Source organism: Mycolicibacterium sp. XJ879, assembly GCF_053483935.1.
This window is the reverse complement of sequence record NZ_JBEFTH010000002.1, coordinates 199,220-213,746: the sequence shown is the minus strand read 5'-3', so window position 1 is coordinate 213,746 and position 14,527 is coordinate 199,220. Positions and strand designations below refer to the sequence as shown.

Genomic DNA, 14,527 nt, shown 5'->3' with positions numbered 1-14,527 from the left:
GACAGTCAGCGCGGCAACGTCGTGATGTGCACGTGGTCGAAGTGGCCGTAACCAGACCCTCGCGGACCCGCCGGCGTGTAATACGTGCCTCGCCAGATCACATCCTGTAGGCCGAACCGGCCCGCATTGGCCATCGCGAACGCGAGGATTTCGTTGCCGAGCGCAATGCCCTCGGGGCTGCCGTGGTTGGGGATCATGATGTCGATCGCCAAGCCGCGCGGGTGCCACGGCTTGGAATCCGGCCGGACCCCGTCGATACTTGCGATCTGCGGAAACCGTGCGCTGATGGCCCGTGCCGCCAGAACGGTGTTTCGCTGTAGGCCGGCCTCGTTCGCGACGCCGACGGGCAGCGCCTCGGGGATGTCGATCTGGGCTGCGGCCAGCGACGGCACCGGGTCGGCGGGAGGCTGGCCGGGCATCGCGACGATCGCCGGGTCCGCCGGAGGGGGCGCACTGGGCGGCGGCGGTGGGACCGCGTTGTCGACCGCCGCTTGCTGTTGCGGGGTCAGCGCGGAGTACTGCGCCTCGGCGGCCGCGATCTGGCGCATCAACTCCTTCCATTTGGCCTGCAGGTCCGCGCGCACCGCGGTGGCCTGCTCGGCCGCGGCGCGGGCGTCGGCGGCCGACTTCTCCGACGCCTGGGCTGCGGCGGCCGCACGCGCCTGCGCCGCCCGGAAGTTCTTCATCTGATCGGTCGTCGTGGCGGATACCACCCGGTGTACCGACAGCCGGTCAATCAGGTGTTGCGGCGAGGCGGCGGTCAATACCGTCGCCATCTCACCGTCGCGGCCACCCATGTAGTTCATCGCCGCGATCCGGTCGACCGCCGCCTGGAAGGGCGCGAGCTGGGAGTTCGCCGCGGCAAGGGCGTCGAGGTCGGCGCGGTGGCGGTCTTCGGCCGCCTGCTGGGCGGCCAGTCGGGCGTCGACGTCGCGTTGCGCGGCGGTGACGGCCTCACGAGTCTGCACCGCCTGGCTGGACAATTCGTTGAGCTCGGCCAGTGCGTCGGCCGCCGGGTCGGCCGCCACATTGACCATCGAGACGCCCATCGAAAGCACGAGCACCATGACGGCGGCCGTCGCACCACACACTGTTCGCCGAAGTGAATGACGCACCCCGGTCATCTGGATAGCCACGATCCTTCGCTGCAAGGACCGGTCTCGGCCCAGCTTCTACTACGTCCCGAGACAGGGTACGAACTGGTCGTGACGGTGTCCACCCGTGCCCTGCGGACGGCGTCGGGCCTAGTCGTAGATGACGTCGAGCCCGCGCCGTTTGAGATCGGCGAGGCCGTCGCGCATCGCCTGGAGCTGTTCGACGGAATGGCCCGTCCAGTCGGTGACCTCGCCGACGATGCGCACGGGTTCGCGGGTGCGGTAGGAGCGGGTCGGATTGCCCGGCAGCTTCTTGTCCGTCACGTTCGGATCGTCTTCGACGGGGCCCAGCGGTTCGACGATGTAGACGCGGCCCCGACCATCGCCGCGGGCCAGCTCGGCTCCCCACACCGCCGCATCCAAAGTCTGGGTCAGATACACGTGGTTCATGACGCGGCCATCCTCATAATTCGAGAGGCGACCGGGCACAAGCAGATCGCCAATGGACAGATCGGCTTTGGTGCCGTGCAGGTAAGCGCCCGACTCGTGCACTTCAAAGGGTTTCGGCGGACTCGGCACTCCGGCCTCCATTCGTCGCGTTTGTTGGCCGCAAGATTGTGCCGCGCATCCGGGGCCTTGCCGCAAGGCCCCCTCTCCGCCATATAGTGAGCATGGGCATGGCCGCCGGGTCCGACGAGTTGCCGCAGGCGATCAGCCCAGGAGTCTTCACCAGGGAACACCCGCCCGATCGAGGTTGTTGTTTTGGGTTACCTGCGGCACGACGAATAGCGTTAACCGTCAACGCCGATGACATATGTGGAGCAGCCGCAGCGCCGGGTTGGTTTCCGAAGCCACCCTTCGAATCAACACCGCAAAGCAGCCGAACAGGAGCGGGATGACTGCGAATGTGTCGTCGGCGAGGCCTTCGAAGTGTGCGATGGTCAAGAACCGCAGTGGTTTTCGAATGTTCATCGGCCTCATGGTCCTCATCTTGACCATCACGACCAGCGCCTGCACGTCAGGCACCCCAGCAGTGCCGTCAACACCTGACCTGAGCCGTTTCTACTCTCAGCAGATTGCCTGGGAGGCCTGCGAGAGTTATGCCAACACCTCGATCGAGGGTGCTGTCTTTGCCCAGGCGCCGACCATGGAGTGCGGCCGCTTGGAAGTGCCGCTGGATTACCTGGACCCCGTTGGCAAGACAGTGCGCCTCGCCGTCGCGCGAGTATCCGCCCGCGGCGAAGCCATCGGCTCGTTGGTGCTCAACCCCGGCGGGCCCGGCGGTTCTGGGTTGTTCGCCACCGCGGCGACGGCGATGTCACTTCCGGATGCTCGGCTGACCGAAAGCTTTGACCTGGTGGGTTTCGACCCCCGTGGCGTGGGCAGCACGGACCCGGCCATCGACTGCTACACCGACGCCGAGTCCGATCGTGGCGAGTTCCTGTTGAGCACTCAGGGCACCGCTGTGCAATGGACACAACAGGACACAAAAGACATCCTCGATCGATGCGCCGAGCGCTCCGGTGGCGTCGACGTACTGACCAGTGTCGGAACCCGCGACGCGGCGCGTGATATCGACGTGCTGCGGGCCGTACTCGGCGATGAACGGCTCACTTTCCTGGGTCAGAGTTACGGCACTCGGCTGGGCACTGTGTACGCCGAACAGTTCCCGCAGAACGTGCGCGCGATGCTGCTCGACGGCGCCATCGACCCGAACCAGGGCACCTTCGAGCGCCGGGTCGCGGCGTACGCCGGGTTCCAACGCTCTTTTGAGCAGATGGCCGGATTCTGTGCCGCTCAGGGCGACTGCCCGCTGGGCGACGACGCGGCCAGGGCTACCGGGCAATTCCAACAGATCGTGCGCCCGCTTTACGGGAACCCGGTACCGGCGCTGAACTCCGACCTCGACTTCGATGAAGCAATCGGCGGGGTTATCGCCGGTCTCTACAGCGAGACGGCGTGGCCTCGAATCATCACCGGGATAACCCAGTTGCAACAGGGACACGGTGACGAACTGCTACAGCTCAACTATGACTTCTCGCTCCGCGACGCCGAAGGCCGCTGGCCCAATTTCGCCGAAGCGCTCTACGCGATCAACTGCATGGACGAGCAACGGCTCAGCGAGGAGGAGGGCAACACGTTGCGCGCCAAAATCTTCGACGTCGCACCGTTCATGGACCCCGGCGTCGTCCTCACCGGCGCGCGGGACGGCTGCGAGCAGTGGCCGAGCGAGCCGACCCTTGGCATTCCCTACGCGTCAGACGTCGCAGGACTGCCGCCAACGCTGGTCGTGTCGATCACCGGCGATCCCACGACACCACATGCCGGCGGCATCAAGCTTGCAGAGGCGCTCGGCAGTGCCTTGCTCACCGTGGAAGGGGAAGGACACACCGTCGTCATGGGCGGAACCAACCAGTGCGTCAACGAAATAGCCGCCGACTACCTGATCGACCTCAAGTTACCGCCAGAAGGTGCGTTCTGCGAGCTGTGACGCCGCGGTGGATCCAGCCCTCATGTTGAATTCTCAAGTGAGCCGCATATTTGAAAGCGCAGCATCAATACTGCTGATGCTATGCTGTCAATATGCGCACTACCGTCACGCTTGACGACGACACACTCGCGCTGGTCCGGCGGCGCATGCGCGAACGCGGCGTCTCCTTCAAAACCGCACTCAACGACGCGATCCGCGACGGTGCCCTCGGACAACCGCGGCCGACCCCGTTCGTCACCCGGACCGCTGATCTCGGCGTTCCCACGGTGAATCTGGATCGGGCTCTGCAACTTGCCGCTGACCTCGAGGACGAGGAGCTACTGCGCAAGCAACGGCGGGGCGCGTGAAAATCGTTGACGCGAACGTGCTTCTGTACGCGGTGAACTCCACCAGCACCCACCATGAGGCAAGTAGACGGTGGCTCGACGGCGCCCTTTCCGGATCGGACACCGTCGGGTTGGGCTGGACGCCCCTGCTCGCATTCGTCCGGCTGAGCACGAAGATCGGCCTTTTCCCGTCGCCGCTGTCTCCGGCAGACGCGATGCGCCAGGCCGTTGAATGGACGACCGCGCCGGGTGCGACGACAATCGGGCCGACGGCGCGGCATGGGGACGTCCTGCACGGCCTTCTCGCGCAATTGGGCACTGGCGGCAATCTCGTCAACGATGCCCATCTGGCGGCGCTGGCCATCGAACACCGCGCGTCGATCGTCAGCTACGACAGCGACTTCAGCCGGTTCGACGGCATTCGCTGGACTACCCCGGACGCGTTGCTCGCCTGACTAAACGCTACTGCTCTGGCGTGCTGAGCGCAGAGGCTACCTGGTGGCTTGGCAGATCATTGCCGGATCGCGCCGGCCGCGGCTCGGGGCCCTGAGCGGGGCGCCAATATCCGCTGCAGGAAGGCGATCTGATCCTTTGTGACCCGGCCATGGAACCTGGCGCCGGGATAGACGTCGAAGTGGTCGCACGGATAGTGGTGCACCGTCGCCCGCATCCGCGTTGCCGCCGTCGTCGCCGCTTCGGGCGGGGCGGTGCGGTCCAGATCGCCAATCTGGACCAGGGCCGGGCAGGTGACTCGTTTCGCGTTGACAACTGGCCGGTGTCCACCCATGACCAACACCAGTCGAGCGGCGAACTCGTTGCGCCAGCTGGGCCCGGCGATTCGCAACATCCCCTCGACGGCGCCTTCCGCGCTCAGACCCGCCACTTCGCCGGGAGAGCCCACCACCGGGATGAGCACCGGCGGGCGGCGGCGCAACGTCGCCGCCACGTCACGCACCCCTCGGCCCATCACCCGCATGACATACCAGGGCCCGAGCGTCCGAATCATCCGGGCCACCGCGGGAAGTCCGTCCGTCGCAGGCGTCAGCGCGATGATCCCGGCCAGGTTTGGGTCCTCCGCCGCAACCCGGATGACATGGCCGCCGGACAGCGACACACCCCACCCGACGATCCGTGCTGGATCGACGTTGTCGAGCTGCCGGGCATAGCCGATCACCGCGTGATAGTCGGCGACCTGCCGGGTAAGCGAAACCAGTTGCCTTGGCTCTCCGGTGGATTCGGTGAAGTGCCGGTAGTCGAACGTCACCACTTCGGCACCTGCGCCGGCCAGCGCCTCGGCGAACTCGAACAGCCCGCTGTCCTGGGTGGCGCCGAGCCCGTGTGCCATGACGACACAGGGGCGCCCGGCCTCACCGGTCAGCGCGTCCGTCGTCGCCGCGAAGCGCCGCGCCACGATCACGTCGCCGCCGATCGGGATCTGAAGTCGGGTGGATGTCATTGCGGCGCCTCTCCGAATAGCGCTGTGTGCCAGACATGTATGACAGCCGCAAGGAGCGGGCCGGCGGCCTTGACATCGTCGTCGGACCGGACGTGTCGGTCGAGGACCCGTTCGTTCATCGAGATCAGCGTGTGGGCCAGCGCGTCGGGGGCGGGTATGTCGATGGTCGGCTGGGTGGTGATGAAGTCGCAGACGAATTCCTCATAGCGCTGCAGCCACTGGTGCCAGATCGCGCGCGCCTCGGGGTCGGTGTCGCGGGCGTCGAGCATCGCCCGGAACAACGTCCGGTGCTTGTGCCACGACTCGAAAGTCCGCGTCATCGCGTCGGCGACGGCGGCGCGCGGGTCACCGCCACCGGCGAGCGATCCCCCGATGGTGAAGACGTCGTCGTGGAAGATCTCCGTCAGCAGTTCGGTGACGACCTCGTGCTTGCCGGCGAAATAGAAGTAGAACGCGGGCCGCTTCAACCCCGCCGCCCGTGCTACCTCAGCGATGCTGATGTCGGCCAACGAGTGGGTCTGCAGCTGTTCCTCGAAGGCTTCGAGAATCCGCAGCCTGCTCTGGTCGCCGCGCGCTTGTGGCCGGCGCGCGTTACGTCGTGAGGTCTGCGTCGACTCAGGCGACACCGGCCGCCTCGCGAGCCCGACCGGCCAGCTGCACCGGTCCGAGCTTCTCGACACGGCGCCGTCCGGCCGGCAGCTCACGCTTGCGCATGTCGCGTTCGTAGTGCCAATAGTCGACCTGTTGGGTGTGCCGCGGCTTGTCGACGAAGTGCCCGACGTACTTGCGTTCGTCGGCGGCGATGACGCGCCACATCTGCGCCTCGGACGGCGGGCGGTAGGTGCCGGCGAGATACGCGGCGGCCAGCCGGGCCTGGCACTCGACGAACGGGAACAAGGTGGGCACCGCCTGCGCGAACCCGATGAACAACAGGTCGTCGATGCCTGGTTTGAGGATCCGCTTGTACAGCGAAAGCCGGTTCTCCGGTGCCTCGAGGAAGCTCCGGTCGAAGAACGGGAACGTGATGTTGTATCCGGTCGCGTAGATGATCACGTCGGCTTCTACGGTCGAGCCGTCCACGAATACCACCGAATTTCCGTCGAGGCGTTCGATATTCGGCTTCGCGATCGCGTCACCGGAGCCTAGCCGCATGAGCAGTTCCGCGGACTGGGTGGGATGCGCCTCGAGGAATCCATGGTTGGGTTTGGGCAGACCGTAACTCTGCGGGTCGCCGAACATCAACCGCGCGAACGGTTGCATGGCGCGACGCTGCCAGGACAGCGGGATCACCGGCAGCGATCGCGCGACCTTGTCGGCGGTCATCCCGAAGATGTACTTCGGGACCACCCACGCTCCGGAGCGGGTGGATAGATAAACCGTGTTGCGCCAGGACTTCTGGGAGAGCTCGGAGACCAGGTCGGCCGCCGAGTTGCCGATCCCGACGACGACGATGCGCTTGCCGCGCAGATCCAGCGGCTCGGTGGGGTCGATGTAGGCATGGGCGTGGATGCTCTCGCCGGTGAACTCACCGGGGAACTCGGGGGTGCGCGGATCCCAATGATGTCCGTTCGCGACGACCAGGGCGTCAAAGCGGCGCGTCTGTCCGTCTTCGGTGTCGAGTTCCCAGCCGCCGTGTGGCAGCCGCCGGGCGTGCTCGACGCCGTTGCGGAACTGGATCCGCTTCAGCAGGCCGAACGCGTCGGCGTACTCGTCGAGGTACTCCTTGACCTGGGTATGGTGCGGAAAGTCGGGGAGGTCGTCGCGCATCGGGAAGTCGCGGAACGACAGACAGTGCCGCGAGGTGTCGATGTGCAGCGACCGGTAGGCGCTGGAGCGTCCGTTGGGATTTCGGAACGCCCAGTTGCCGCCGATGCGGTCGGACGACTCGAAACAGTCGTACTCGATTCCGGCGTCCGCGAGGTTTTTGCCGGTGGTCAAGCCGCTGATGCCTGCGCCGATGATTGCCACCGTGGGTGATGTAGCCATGTCGCCTACCGTTCTGTGAACTCCGTCACCGGCAACGGTACCAATATTCTGACACTTGTCAAAATATTGATCTGGCGGCTCACCGCGCGATGCTCAGATTCGGTGCCGTGGCGTTGTGCCCTAAGCGAGGATCGCACCGAGTCCGAGTGGGATGACTTGTGGCGCAGCTCGAATAGCTGACAGATCAGTCGTGCTTCGCTTCGTAGCGCAGCAGGACCGTGCCACCCGGAAAGGTGCGATTCTCCAATAGTCGCAGCGAGATCCATGACGGCAAGGTCGGAAAGAACGATGTGCCGCCGCCCACCGCAGTGGGCGCCAGTACGATCCGGAACTCGTCGACCAGTCCGGCCTGCACAATCGGTGCGGCCAGCGTCGCGCCGGCCACCTCGAGCTGACCGTCGGTTTCGGCTTTCAGCTTCCGCAGAACTTCGACCGGGTTGCCGCGCTCCAGGCGGGAGTTCCAGTCGACGGTCCTCAGGGTGCGCGAGAACACGACCTTGGGCATGTCGCGCCAGATGCGGGCGAAGTCGATGATCAGCGGGGTGGCGTCTGGGGCCTTGTCGGCGGTCGGCCAGTACGCGGACATCAACTCGTAGAGTCGCCGCCCGTAGAGCGACAGCGCGGTCTCGCGCTCGAAGTCGTTCCAGTACTGGTGCAGTTCGTCGCTCGGTTCAGACCAGTCGATGCTGCCTTGCGCGTCGGCGATGTAGCCGTCCACCGACACGTTGAAGCCATAGATGAGTTTGCCCATACAGATCAGACTGCACCGGAGGGCAAATCTCATCGCGACGCCACGCGCGACCGACTGCAGTTCGTAAAGGCCCAGAGGCCCGTTTCTCCGTACATCGAGGGTCAACGGTGTCCACCATGGCAGTCGTTGAGACAGCTGACATCGCCGACGAACCCATCCCTGCCGCAGGCACATTCGTCACGACGTCCTCGCTGCCGCCAAGCAAAGTGTTGCGTGTCGTGCACATCACAGTAAGGTCAGGGGTGTAGCTGCGCTGCATCGCACTTCGTCATATGCCGAGGCGTCTCACAAAGATATTGCGCGCCGCCGTTGCTGCGTACGGCAACCAACGCCGTACTTGGAGGCAGGCTGCTCGCCCAACGTCGCCAAGCCGGAGTACCAGAAGTACCCGAAGGAGAAAGGACCGCCGTGGCAGAGCACACGCGCCTCGACAGTTGGCCCCGTCTGCGTGTCGACGACTGGGCACCGACGCGGGAAACGCTGCACATGTGGACGCAGATCGTCGGCAAGATCCGGCTCGCCCACGCCCCGCTGGTGAACCATTGGTGGCAGGTCACCTTGTACGTGACGCCGCGTGGGCTCACCACATCGGCGATCCCGCACCGCGGTGAAACCTTCGACATCGAGTTCGACTTCATCGACCACCAGTTGCGGATCCGAAGTAGCAGCGGCGCAAGCCGATCCATCCATCTCAAAGCGAGATCCGTCGCAGACTTCTACCTCACGGTCATGTCGGCGCTGCAGGAGCTGGGTCTCGACACGCGGATCCAACCCCGTCCCAACGAGGTCGAGCCGGCGGTGCCGTTCGCCGAAGACGTCGAGCGCGCATCGTACGATCCCGCAGCCGCGAACCTGTTCTGGCGGCAACTGCTCCAGGCGAACCGCGTCATCGGCCAGTTCCGATCACGGTTCGTTGGCAAGGTCAGTCCGGTTCACTTCTTCTGGGGTGCAATGGATTTAGCGTGTACTAGATTCTCCGGCGGTAGCGCGCCGATCCACCCCGGTGGCTCACCCAATGTCGGTGACTGGGTGATGGTGGAGGGGTATTCCCGCGAACTGAGCAGTTGCGGGTTTTGGCCCGGCGGCGGCGACGAGGGCGCGTTCTATGCCTATGCCTACCCGGCACCCGATGGCTTCGCCGACTACCAGGTCGGCCCCGAAGAGGCGTTCTACAGTCAGGACTACCGCCAGTTCCTGCTGCCGTATGAGGCCGTGCGGCAAGCAGCCGACCCCGACCAGGCACTGACCGAATTCCTCCAGGGCACTTACGAAGCCGCGGCAGTCCTCGGCAACTGGGACCGCGCCGCGCTGGAGGACGACCCCGATCGCTGGAGAGCCCGGCAATCGCGTGCATGAGACAGTGCGTGGAGCGTGCACCCGGCGCATGGGGAAGAAACGCCCGTCCTGGAGCGTTACGCACCCAGAACCACGAGGAGGAACACGGATATGGCCGAATCGATGAAAGCTGTGGTGCTCGAACGTTTCGGTGGGTCCGACGCCTTCGAACTGCGCGACGTGTCCGTACCTCAGGTCGAACCCCGCCAGGTACGGGTGCGCGTCCATGCGACCGCCGTCAACCCGCTCGACTATCAGATCCGTCGCGGAGACTACCCGGACCTGGTGGCGCTCCCCACGATCACCGGGCACGACGTGTCCGGCGTGATCGAGGAAATCGGGTCCCACGTAAGCGAGTTCCGCGTCGGCGATGCGGTGTACTACACGCCCCAGATCTTCGGCGGCCCCGGCTCCTACGCCGAGCAGCACGTCGCCGATGTCGACCTCGTCGGCCGGAAGCCGGAGAACCTCAGTCACCTGGAGGCGGCAAGTCTGACTCTCGTCGGCGGAACCGTCTGGGAATCGCTGGTGACGCGGGCTCAGCTCACCGTCGGGGAGACGGTCCTCGTCCATGGTGGCGCCGGCGGTGTCGGCACGATCGCGATCCAGGTCGCGAAGGCGATCGGGGCGCGGGTGATCACCACCGCGAAGGGCAGCGACCATGAGTTCGTGGGCTCTCTCGGAGCGGATGCAGCGATCGACTTCACGTCGACGGACTACGTCGACGCCGTGGCCGAGATGACGCAGGGCAAGGGGGTCGATGTCGTCCTCGACACGATCGGCGGTGACACGCTCACTCAAAGCCCGCTGGCGCTCGCCGACGCCGGACGCGTCGTCAGCATCGTCGACATCGCGCAGCCGCAGAATCTCATCGAGGCGTGGGGCAAGAACGCCGCCTATCACTTCGTCTTCACACGACAGAACCGAGGAAAACTGGACGCGCTCACCACGCTGGTCGAGCGTGGTCTCGTCAAGCCGGTCATCGGCGCGACCCTGCCGCTCGCACGAATGGGCGAGGCTCACGATCTCCTGGAGAACAGGCGGTCATATGTGCTGCACGGCAAGGTCGCGATCGATGTCGCGGGTGAAACGGTTGAGCTTCCCCCGCGTGCCGCGTAGCGGAACGGCTACATCGCGTGCTGTTCGACGGCATGGGGGGATGGTGCCTATCGCTAGGAGAGCGCATTTCGCCACGCGAAGTCCCCCACGACAACGCGTCGACAAGATCGTTCACCGCGCTCCAGTGCGCGACGAAACGAGTAGCGACCAGCGGGGGAACCACCTCGACCTCCGTGCCCTGGATGACGAGCATCGGCACATGCCTGGCCCGCTCCCCCATCTGGGCCCACGCCTGACGCGCCGTGTACTCGGGGGATGTGGCGTGCGGATCATCGAATTAGCTTGCGGTCGAGGATGCGGCGCAAAGTGGTGCCAGCGCGAGCTTATAACCGAATCGGGACGGAGCCGAGACAGAACCTCCACCCGAAAAGCGCACGGCCAAACCAGCTTTCGGTTGCGTCTGTCAACACTAACTGTTGCCAGACGCAACAGTTGATAGGCTACGAAGCAGTCCGCTCGGTAGCCGTGTGTCGAGCTGCGAGAAAGATCGACGAGCTGCCCATGACTGTTTAACAAGTTGGTTAGACGATGACACTAGAGCGACCGCCACCCGCGCTAGTGGCGTCGCTGAGTTGGCCCTGAACCAGGGTGAATACAACGCATGCTTGCTGACATCCAATCTGTCTCACGCTTCGTGACCAATTGGTCATTCGGTGGTCATTCCAGATGGGATTTGGTCACGAAGTATGAGAAGTCACAGGTCGTGTTACGCCTTCGCCATGTTGGTGAAGCGCGACAAATGCAGTTGGTGCGCAACGGTAATGGTCTTGGTTGGCCCGTTGCGGTGCTTACCTATTATCAGGTCCGCTTCGCCACCGCGAGGATCGTCACGCTCGAACGCATCCGGCCGATGCAAAAGTATGACCATATCCGCATCTTGTTCGAGCGAGTTGTGAACTGAGATACCCTGCGCAACGAAATTGTGCGTCCCGCTTACGGTTCCGTCGTATACATCGTGTTCGCCGATGCTCGTAATCTCGACAATCGAATCCCAGAACACCTCGTTGGTTGCGAGGTCGTGCAACTCGTGGTCTTCCAACAGTGCGGCCGTTCGATGCAACCGGCCACGGCTCGGTGCATGCTTCCACAACGTCGAACCGCAGAACTTTGTGCCCATCGCCGCCGCGAACGCCCGGTGTGACATCTTCTGATCTGCCAGCGCCGCACGGACATTCGTCCAGACTTCCTTCGGAACAGTGTCGAGGTTCGTGTTACGAACCTTGCTCTCGAGCATCCCGACCACGTCCCGCACGGCGATCGACTTTTCGCCGTTCACGCCGACATGGCGAAGGAATCGCAATTGGTTCTCGGCGCCATAGATGTACAGATGCCACCCATCGCGATACCCCGCTTTACGGACCCGCTTGATGCGCGCGAACACGCCCAAACGTGCCAACAGAATGGCGACGTCATCGACGAGCCGGCGACTTGTCGACGCGTAATACACCCGGCCTTGCCCAGCCTTCGAATCCCACCGCACCGACCCATCCGTCGCCCAAAGATGCCGGAGGAACAACGCGACCTGATCATTCGGTGCTGCGAAAATCGCTTCTGGCACGAACTTTTCGTAACTTCGCTTGCCGAATAGCCCCAGCTTGTCCAACCATGCGGCAATAGGATTCCGCTTGCCGTGCGTCAAGTGATACGGCGCCGGCAGGCGCAGCGTCGTCACCCGCGCCGCGGGATAGTCATCACGCACCGCGGTCACACCGAAATGCTCGGCCGCGGACGCGACCGCGTGCAGGTTCCACTCGTCGATACTCGCGTAGCGGATCGGCTGGTTCTTGACACACGAACCGTCACCGATCATGTGCGCCAGCAGGATCACCTCGGAGTCGTTCATCCGCTGGGTCCGCACCGGCTCAGGCACCCGCCGCGGCACCGCGACGCGGTCGCCGACCTGCAACTCGCCCAACGGAGTCCAGCCGTCCAGCGTCATGAACGGATGGTTTGCCGTCGCTTCCACCTCACGTCCCGACGCCAGCCTCACCTTGAAGACTTCCTTGTGCCCGCTGTAGAACACGTTGGTCATCGGCCGCGCCACCATGCGCTTGCGCTCATCCAGCGACCACACCAGCGGCCGCTCGCCCGTTCGCATCAGCTCGCCGAACGTCACCTCAGCGCCGGTGTCAGCCCGCAGGATTCGCGTGTTCGCGCTGAGGCAGCCCGACTCGCGAAGATCCGAGATCATCGGCTTCTTGTCGGTGCGCTGTTCCGGACCGCGGTTCAGCTGGCTGATCGCGACCACCGGGACGTCGAGTTCCTTGGCCATCAGCTTGAGGCTTCGCGAGAAGTCCGACACCTCCTGCTGACGCGACTCGTACTTCTTGCCCGACGTCATCAGCTGCATGTAGTCGACGACAATCAGCTTCAAGCCCGCCTTCTGCGACAGGCGCCGGGCCTTGGCGCGGATCTCCATCATCGTCAGGTTCGGCGAATCGTCGATATACAAAGGCGCTTCGCTGATTTCACTCATCCGCCGCGCCAGCCGGGTCCAGTCGTCATCACTCATCCGGCCAGACCGCATGTCAGCCAGCTTGATTTTCGCCTCCGCCGACAGCAGCCGCATGACGATTTCTGACCGGCTCATCTCCAAGCTGAAGATGACGCTAGACATCTGGTGCTTGATCGAGCACGACCGCAAAAAATCCAACCCCAGCGTCGAGTTGTGCGTCGGCACCATGTCTCGGCCCGCCAGATACAGGTGATCAGCGCTAGTGACCTCGACGCAGCGCACCGGCACACTCGCAGTGCGCCGTACCCCGTCGATTCCCCACGCGGACTGACGGCGACCACCCACCGTCGCCAACGCCGGCACCCGCGTCGCGCTGATGACGTCGGCGCCGGGTCGCAGCGCCGTGGTGACCTGCACACCCCGACTCGTCGGCCACTGGTGCATCGCATCAGCGACGATCACCGTCCCGTCGGCGAATTCGACCTCGTAACACGGCCGGGCCAGCATGACGTCCGTCGCCGCCACCACCTGCGTCGGCTCACCGTCAGCCCCCAGCAGCCAATCCCCCACCGCGACGTCGCCCATCGTGGTCCAGCCCGTCGGCGTCGGCAGCGGTGTATCCAGCGCCAGTGCCTTACCCACACCCGGCCTCGCCGCGATGATGATCATCTGGCCCGGATGCAGACCGTTGGTGACGTCGTCGAGCTCGATGAAGCCGGTCGGCACGCCACGAGCGAGGCCGCCGTTGGACGCGATCGCGTCGATCTCATCCATCGTCGGCTGCAGCAGATCCTCGAGCGGCACGAAGTCCTCGGATCCGCCGCGGCCCTCGGTGACGTCGTAGATTTCGGCTTGCGCCCGGTCCACGATCTCGGTGACGTCGGCGCCCTCCGCGCCGGCGTAGCCGTACTGCACGACCCGCGTTCCGGCCTCCACAAGCCGGCGCAGCAGCGCCTTCTCCGCCACGATGCCCGCGTAGTAGCCCGCATTGGCCGCCGTCGGCACCGTGGAGATCAGCGTGTGCAGGTACGGCGCCCCGCCGATGCGGCGCAACAACCCCCGCCGATCGAGCTCCGCGGCCACCGTCACCGCGTCGGCGGGCTCACCGCGCCCGTACAGGTCCAGGATCGCGTCGTAGACGTTCTGGTGGGCGGGCCGGTAGAAGTCGCCGGGACGCAGCCGCTCCAGCACATCGGCAATGGCGTCCTTGCTCAGCAGCATGCCGCCGAGGACGGCCTGTTCGGCCGCGGCGTCCTGCGGCGGTTGGCGACCGAAGTCCTCACTGGGCGGTGGAGCATCCATGCCCGAATGGCCCAAGTCGTCAACGACAGCCACCTAGCCCTGCACCTCCCCTAGTTCAAAGCTCGAACGCATATTCGACACGTACTGCCGTGACAATAAATGAGCACACAGACAAATCGCCCGCGACGGCTCACGCTAGACGTTGCTGGAGGCCAGTCAATGGGGCCTGTTCATAAGGTTGTGCATGGCGTGTGGATAGACCGCTCCCCCCA

13 protein-coding genes are annotated in these 14,527 nt (G+C 64.8%); 5 read left to right on the top strand and 8 right to left on the bottom strand.

From position 1 onward, the window contains the following. Positions 1-5: 5 nt before the first annotated feature. The 3 genes from ABQF13_RS04725 to ABQF13_RS04715 form a co-directional block, all read right to left on the bottom strand. Positions 6-1,124: a coiled-coil domain-containing protein gene (locus ABQF13_RS04725; protein ID WP_448392005.1), complete on the bottom strand. Its 1,119-nt coding sequence runs from the start codon at positions 1,122-1,124 to the stop codon at positions 6-8. A 120-nt stretch (positions 1,125-1,244) separates the two neighbouring features. After that, complete coding sequence (gene arr, locus ABQF13_RS04720) at positions 1,245-1,685, bottom strand: NAD(+)--rifampin ADP-ribosyltransferase (protein ID WP_448391578.1); 441 nt, start codon at positions 1,683-1,685, stop codon at positions 1,245-1,247. A 207-nt stretch (positions 1,686-1,892) separates the two neighbouring features. Next, complete coding sequence (locus tag ABQF13_RS04715; protein ID WP_448391577.1) at positions 1,893-2,111, bottom strand: hypothetical protein; 219 nt, start codon at positions 2,109-2,111, stop codon at positions 1,893-1,895. A 16-nt stretch (positions 2,112-2,127) separates the two neighbouring features. Between ABQF13_RS04715 and ABQF13_RS04710 the strand changes: the two genes are divergently transcribed. The 3 genes from ABQF13_RS04710 to ABQF13_RS04700 all read left to right on the top strand — a co-directional run bounded on the left by ABQF13_RS04710 (position 2,128) and on the right by ABQF13_RS04700 (position 4,366). Then, positions 2,128-3,585, top strand: coding sequence for an alpha/beta hydrolase (locus ABQF13_RS04710; protein WP_448391576.1), 1,458 nt, complete (start codon positions 2,128-2,130; stop codon positions 3,583-3,585). 92 nt (positions 3,586-3,677) lie between these two features. Next, positions 3,678-3,932, top strand: a complete 255-nt coding sequence (locus tag ABQF13_RS04705; RefSeq protein ID WP_448391575.1) for an antitoxin — start codon at positions 3,678-3,680, stop codon at positions 3,930-3,932. Then, positions 3,929-4,366 (top strand): type II toxin-antitoxin system VapC family toxin, encoded by a 438-nt coding sequence (locus tag ABQF13_RS04700; protein ID WP_448391574.1) that lies wholly within the window; start codon positions 3,929-3,931, stop codon positions 4,364-4,366. The genes ABQF13_RS04705 and ABQF13_RS04700 overlap by 4 nt, the downstream gene beginning before the upstream one ends. Positions 4,367-4,422: 56 nt before the next feature. On the opposite strand, the gene ABQF13_RS04695 is transcribed toward ABQF13_RS04700, so the two are convergent. The 4 genes from ABQF13_RS04695 to ABQF13_RS04680 form a co-directional block, all read right to left on the bottom strand. Continuing rightward, positions 4,423-5,367 carry an alpha/beta hydrolase gene (locus tag ABQF13_RS04695; RefSeq protein WP_448391573.1) on the bottom strand — a complete coding sequence of 315 codons (945 nt, stop codon included), beginning with the start codon at positions 5,365-5,367 and terminating at the stop codon, positions 4,423-4,425. Beyond that, a complete protein-coding gene (locus tag ABQF13_RS04690) occupies positions 5,364-5,993 on the bottom strand; it encodes a TetR/AcrR family transcriptional regulator (RefSeq protein WP_448391572.1) in 630 nt (209 codons plus the stop codon). Before ABQF13_RS04690 ends, ABQF13_RS04695 begins: the two co-directional genes overlap by 4 nt. Then, positions 5,983-7,353, bottom strand: coding sequence for a flavin-containing monooxygenase (locus ABQF13_RS04685; RefSeq protein ID WP_448391571.1), 1,371 nt, complete (start codon positions 7,351-7,353; stop codon positions 5,983-5,985). Before ABQF13_RS04685 ends, ABQF13_RS04690 begins: the two co-directional genes overlap by 11 nt. A gap of 184 nt (positions 7,354-7,537) precedes the next feature. Next, positions 7,538-8,104: a dihydrofolate reductase family protein gene (locus ABQF13_RS04680; protein ID WP_448391570.1), complete on the bottom strand. Its 567-nt coding sequence runs from the start codon at positions 8,102-8,104 to the stop codon at positions 7,538-7,540. Positions 8,105-8,512: 408 nt separating this feature from the next. On the opposite strand from ABQF13_RS04680, the gene ABQF13_RS04675 reads away from it, so the two are divergent. After that, the gene (locus ABQF13_RS04675; protein ID WP_448391569.1) at positions 8,513-9,460 is read left to right on the top strand and encodes a DUF5996 family protein; all 948 of its coding nucleotides are present in this window, start codon (positions 8,513-8,515) and stop codon (positions 9,458-9,460) included. Positions 9,461-9,550: 90 nt separating this feature from the next. Then, on the top strand, positions 9,551-10,558 hold the full coding sequence (locus tag ABQF13_RS04670) for a zinc-dependent alcohol dehydrogenase family protein (protein ID WP_448391568.1): 1,008 nt from the start codon (positions 9,551-9,553) through the stop codon (positions 10,556-10,558). Between the two features lie 706 nt (positions 10,559-11,264). Here the strand turns inward: ABQF13_RS04670 and ABQF13_RS04665 are convergent. Next, complete coding sequence (locus ABQF13_RS04665) at positions 11,265-14,348, bottom strand: replicative DNA helicase (protein WP_448391567.1); 3,084 nt, start codon at positions 14,346-14,348, stop codon at positions 11,265-11,267. Between the last annotated feature and the right edge of the window lie 179 nt (positions 14,349-14,527).

What these genes read in the sequence shown, in the direction of transcription:
- ABQF13_RS04725 (WP_448392005.1), bottom strand. Translation starts at nt 1,124, where the DNA reads ATGACCGGGGTGCGTCATTCACTTCGGCGAACAGTGTGTGGTGCGACG.
- arr (WP_448391578.1), bottom strand. Translation starts at nt 1,685, where the DNA reads ATGGAGGCCGGAGTGCCGAGTCCGCCGAAACCCTTTGAAGTGCACGAG.
- ABQF13_RS04705 (WP_448391575.1), top strand. Translation starts at nt 3,678, where the DNA reads ATGCGCACTACCGTCACGCTTGACGACGACACACTCGCGCTGGTCCGG.
- ABQF13_RS04695 (WP_448391573.1), bottom strand. Translation starts at nt 5,367, where the DNA reads ATGACATCCACCCGACTTCAGATCCCGATCGGCGGCGACGTGATCGTG.
- ABQF13_RS04685 (WP_448391571.1), bottom strand. Translation starts at nt 7,353, where the DNA reads ATGGCTACATCACCCACGGTGGCAATCATCGGCGCAGGCATCAGCGGC.
- ABQF13_RS04680 (WP_448391570.1), bottom strand. Translation starts at nt 8,104, where the DNA reads ATGGGCAAACTCATCTATGGCTTCAACGTGTCGGTGGACGGCTACATC.
- ABQF13_RS04670 (WP_448391568.1), top strand. Translation starts at nt 9,551, where the DNA reads ATGGCCGAATCGATGAAAGCTGTGGTGCTCGAACGTTTCGGTGGGTCC.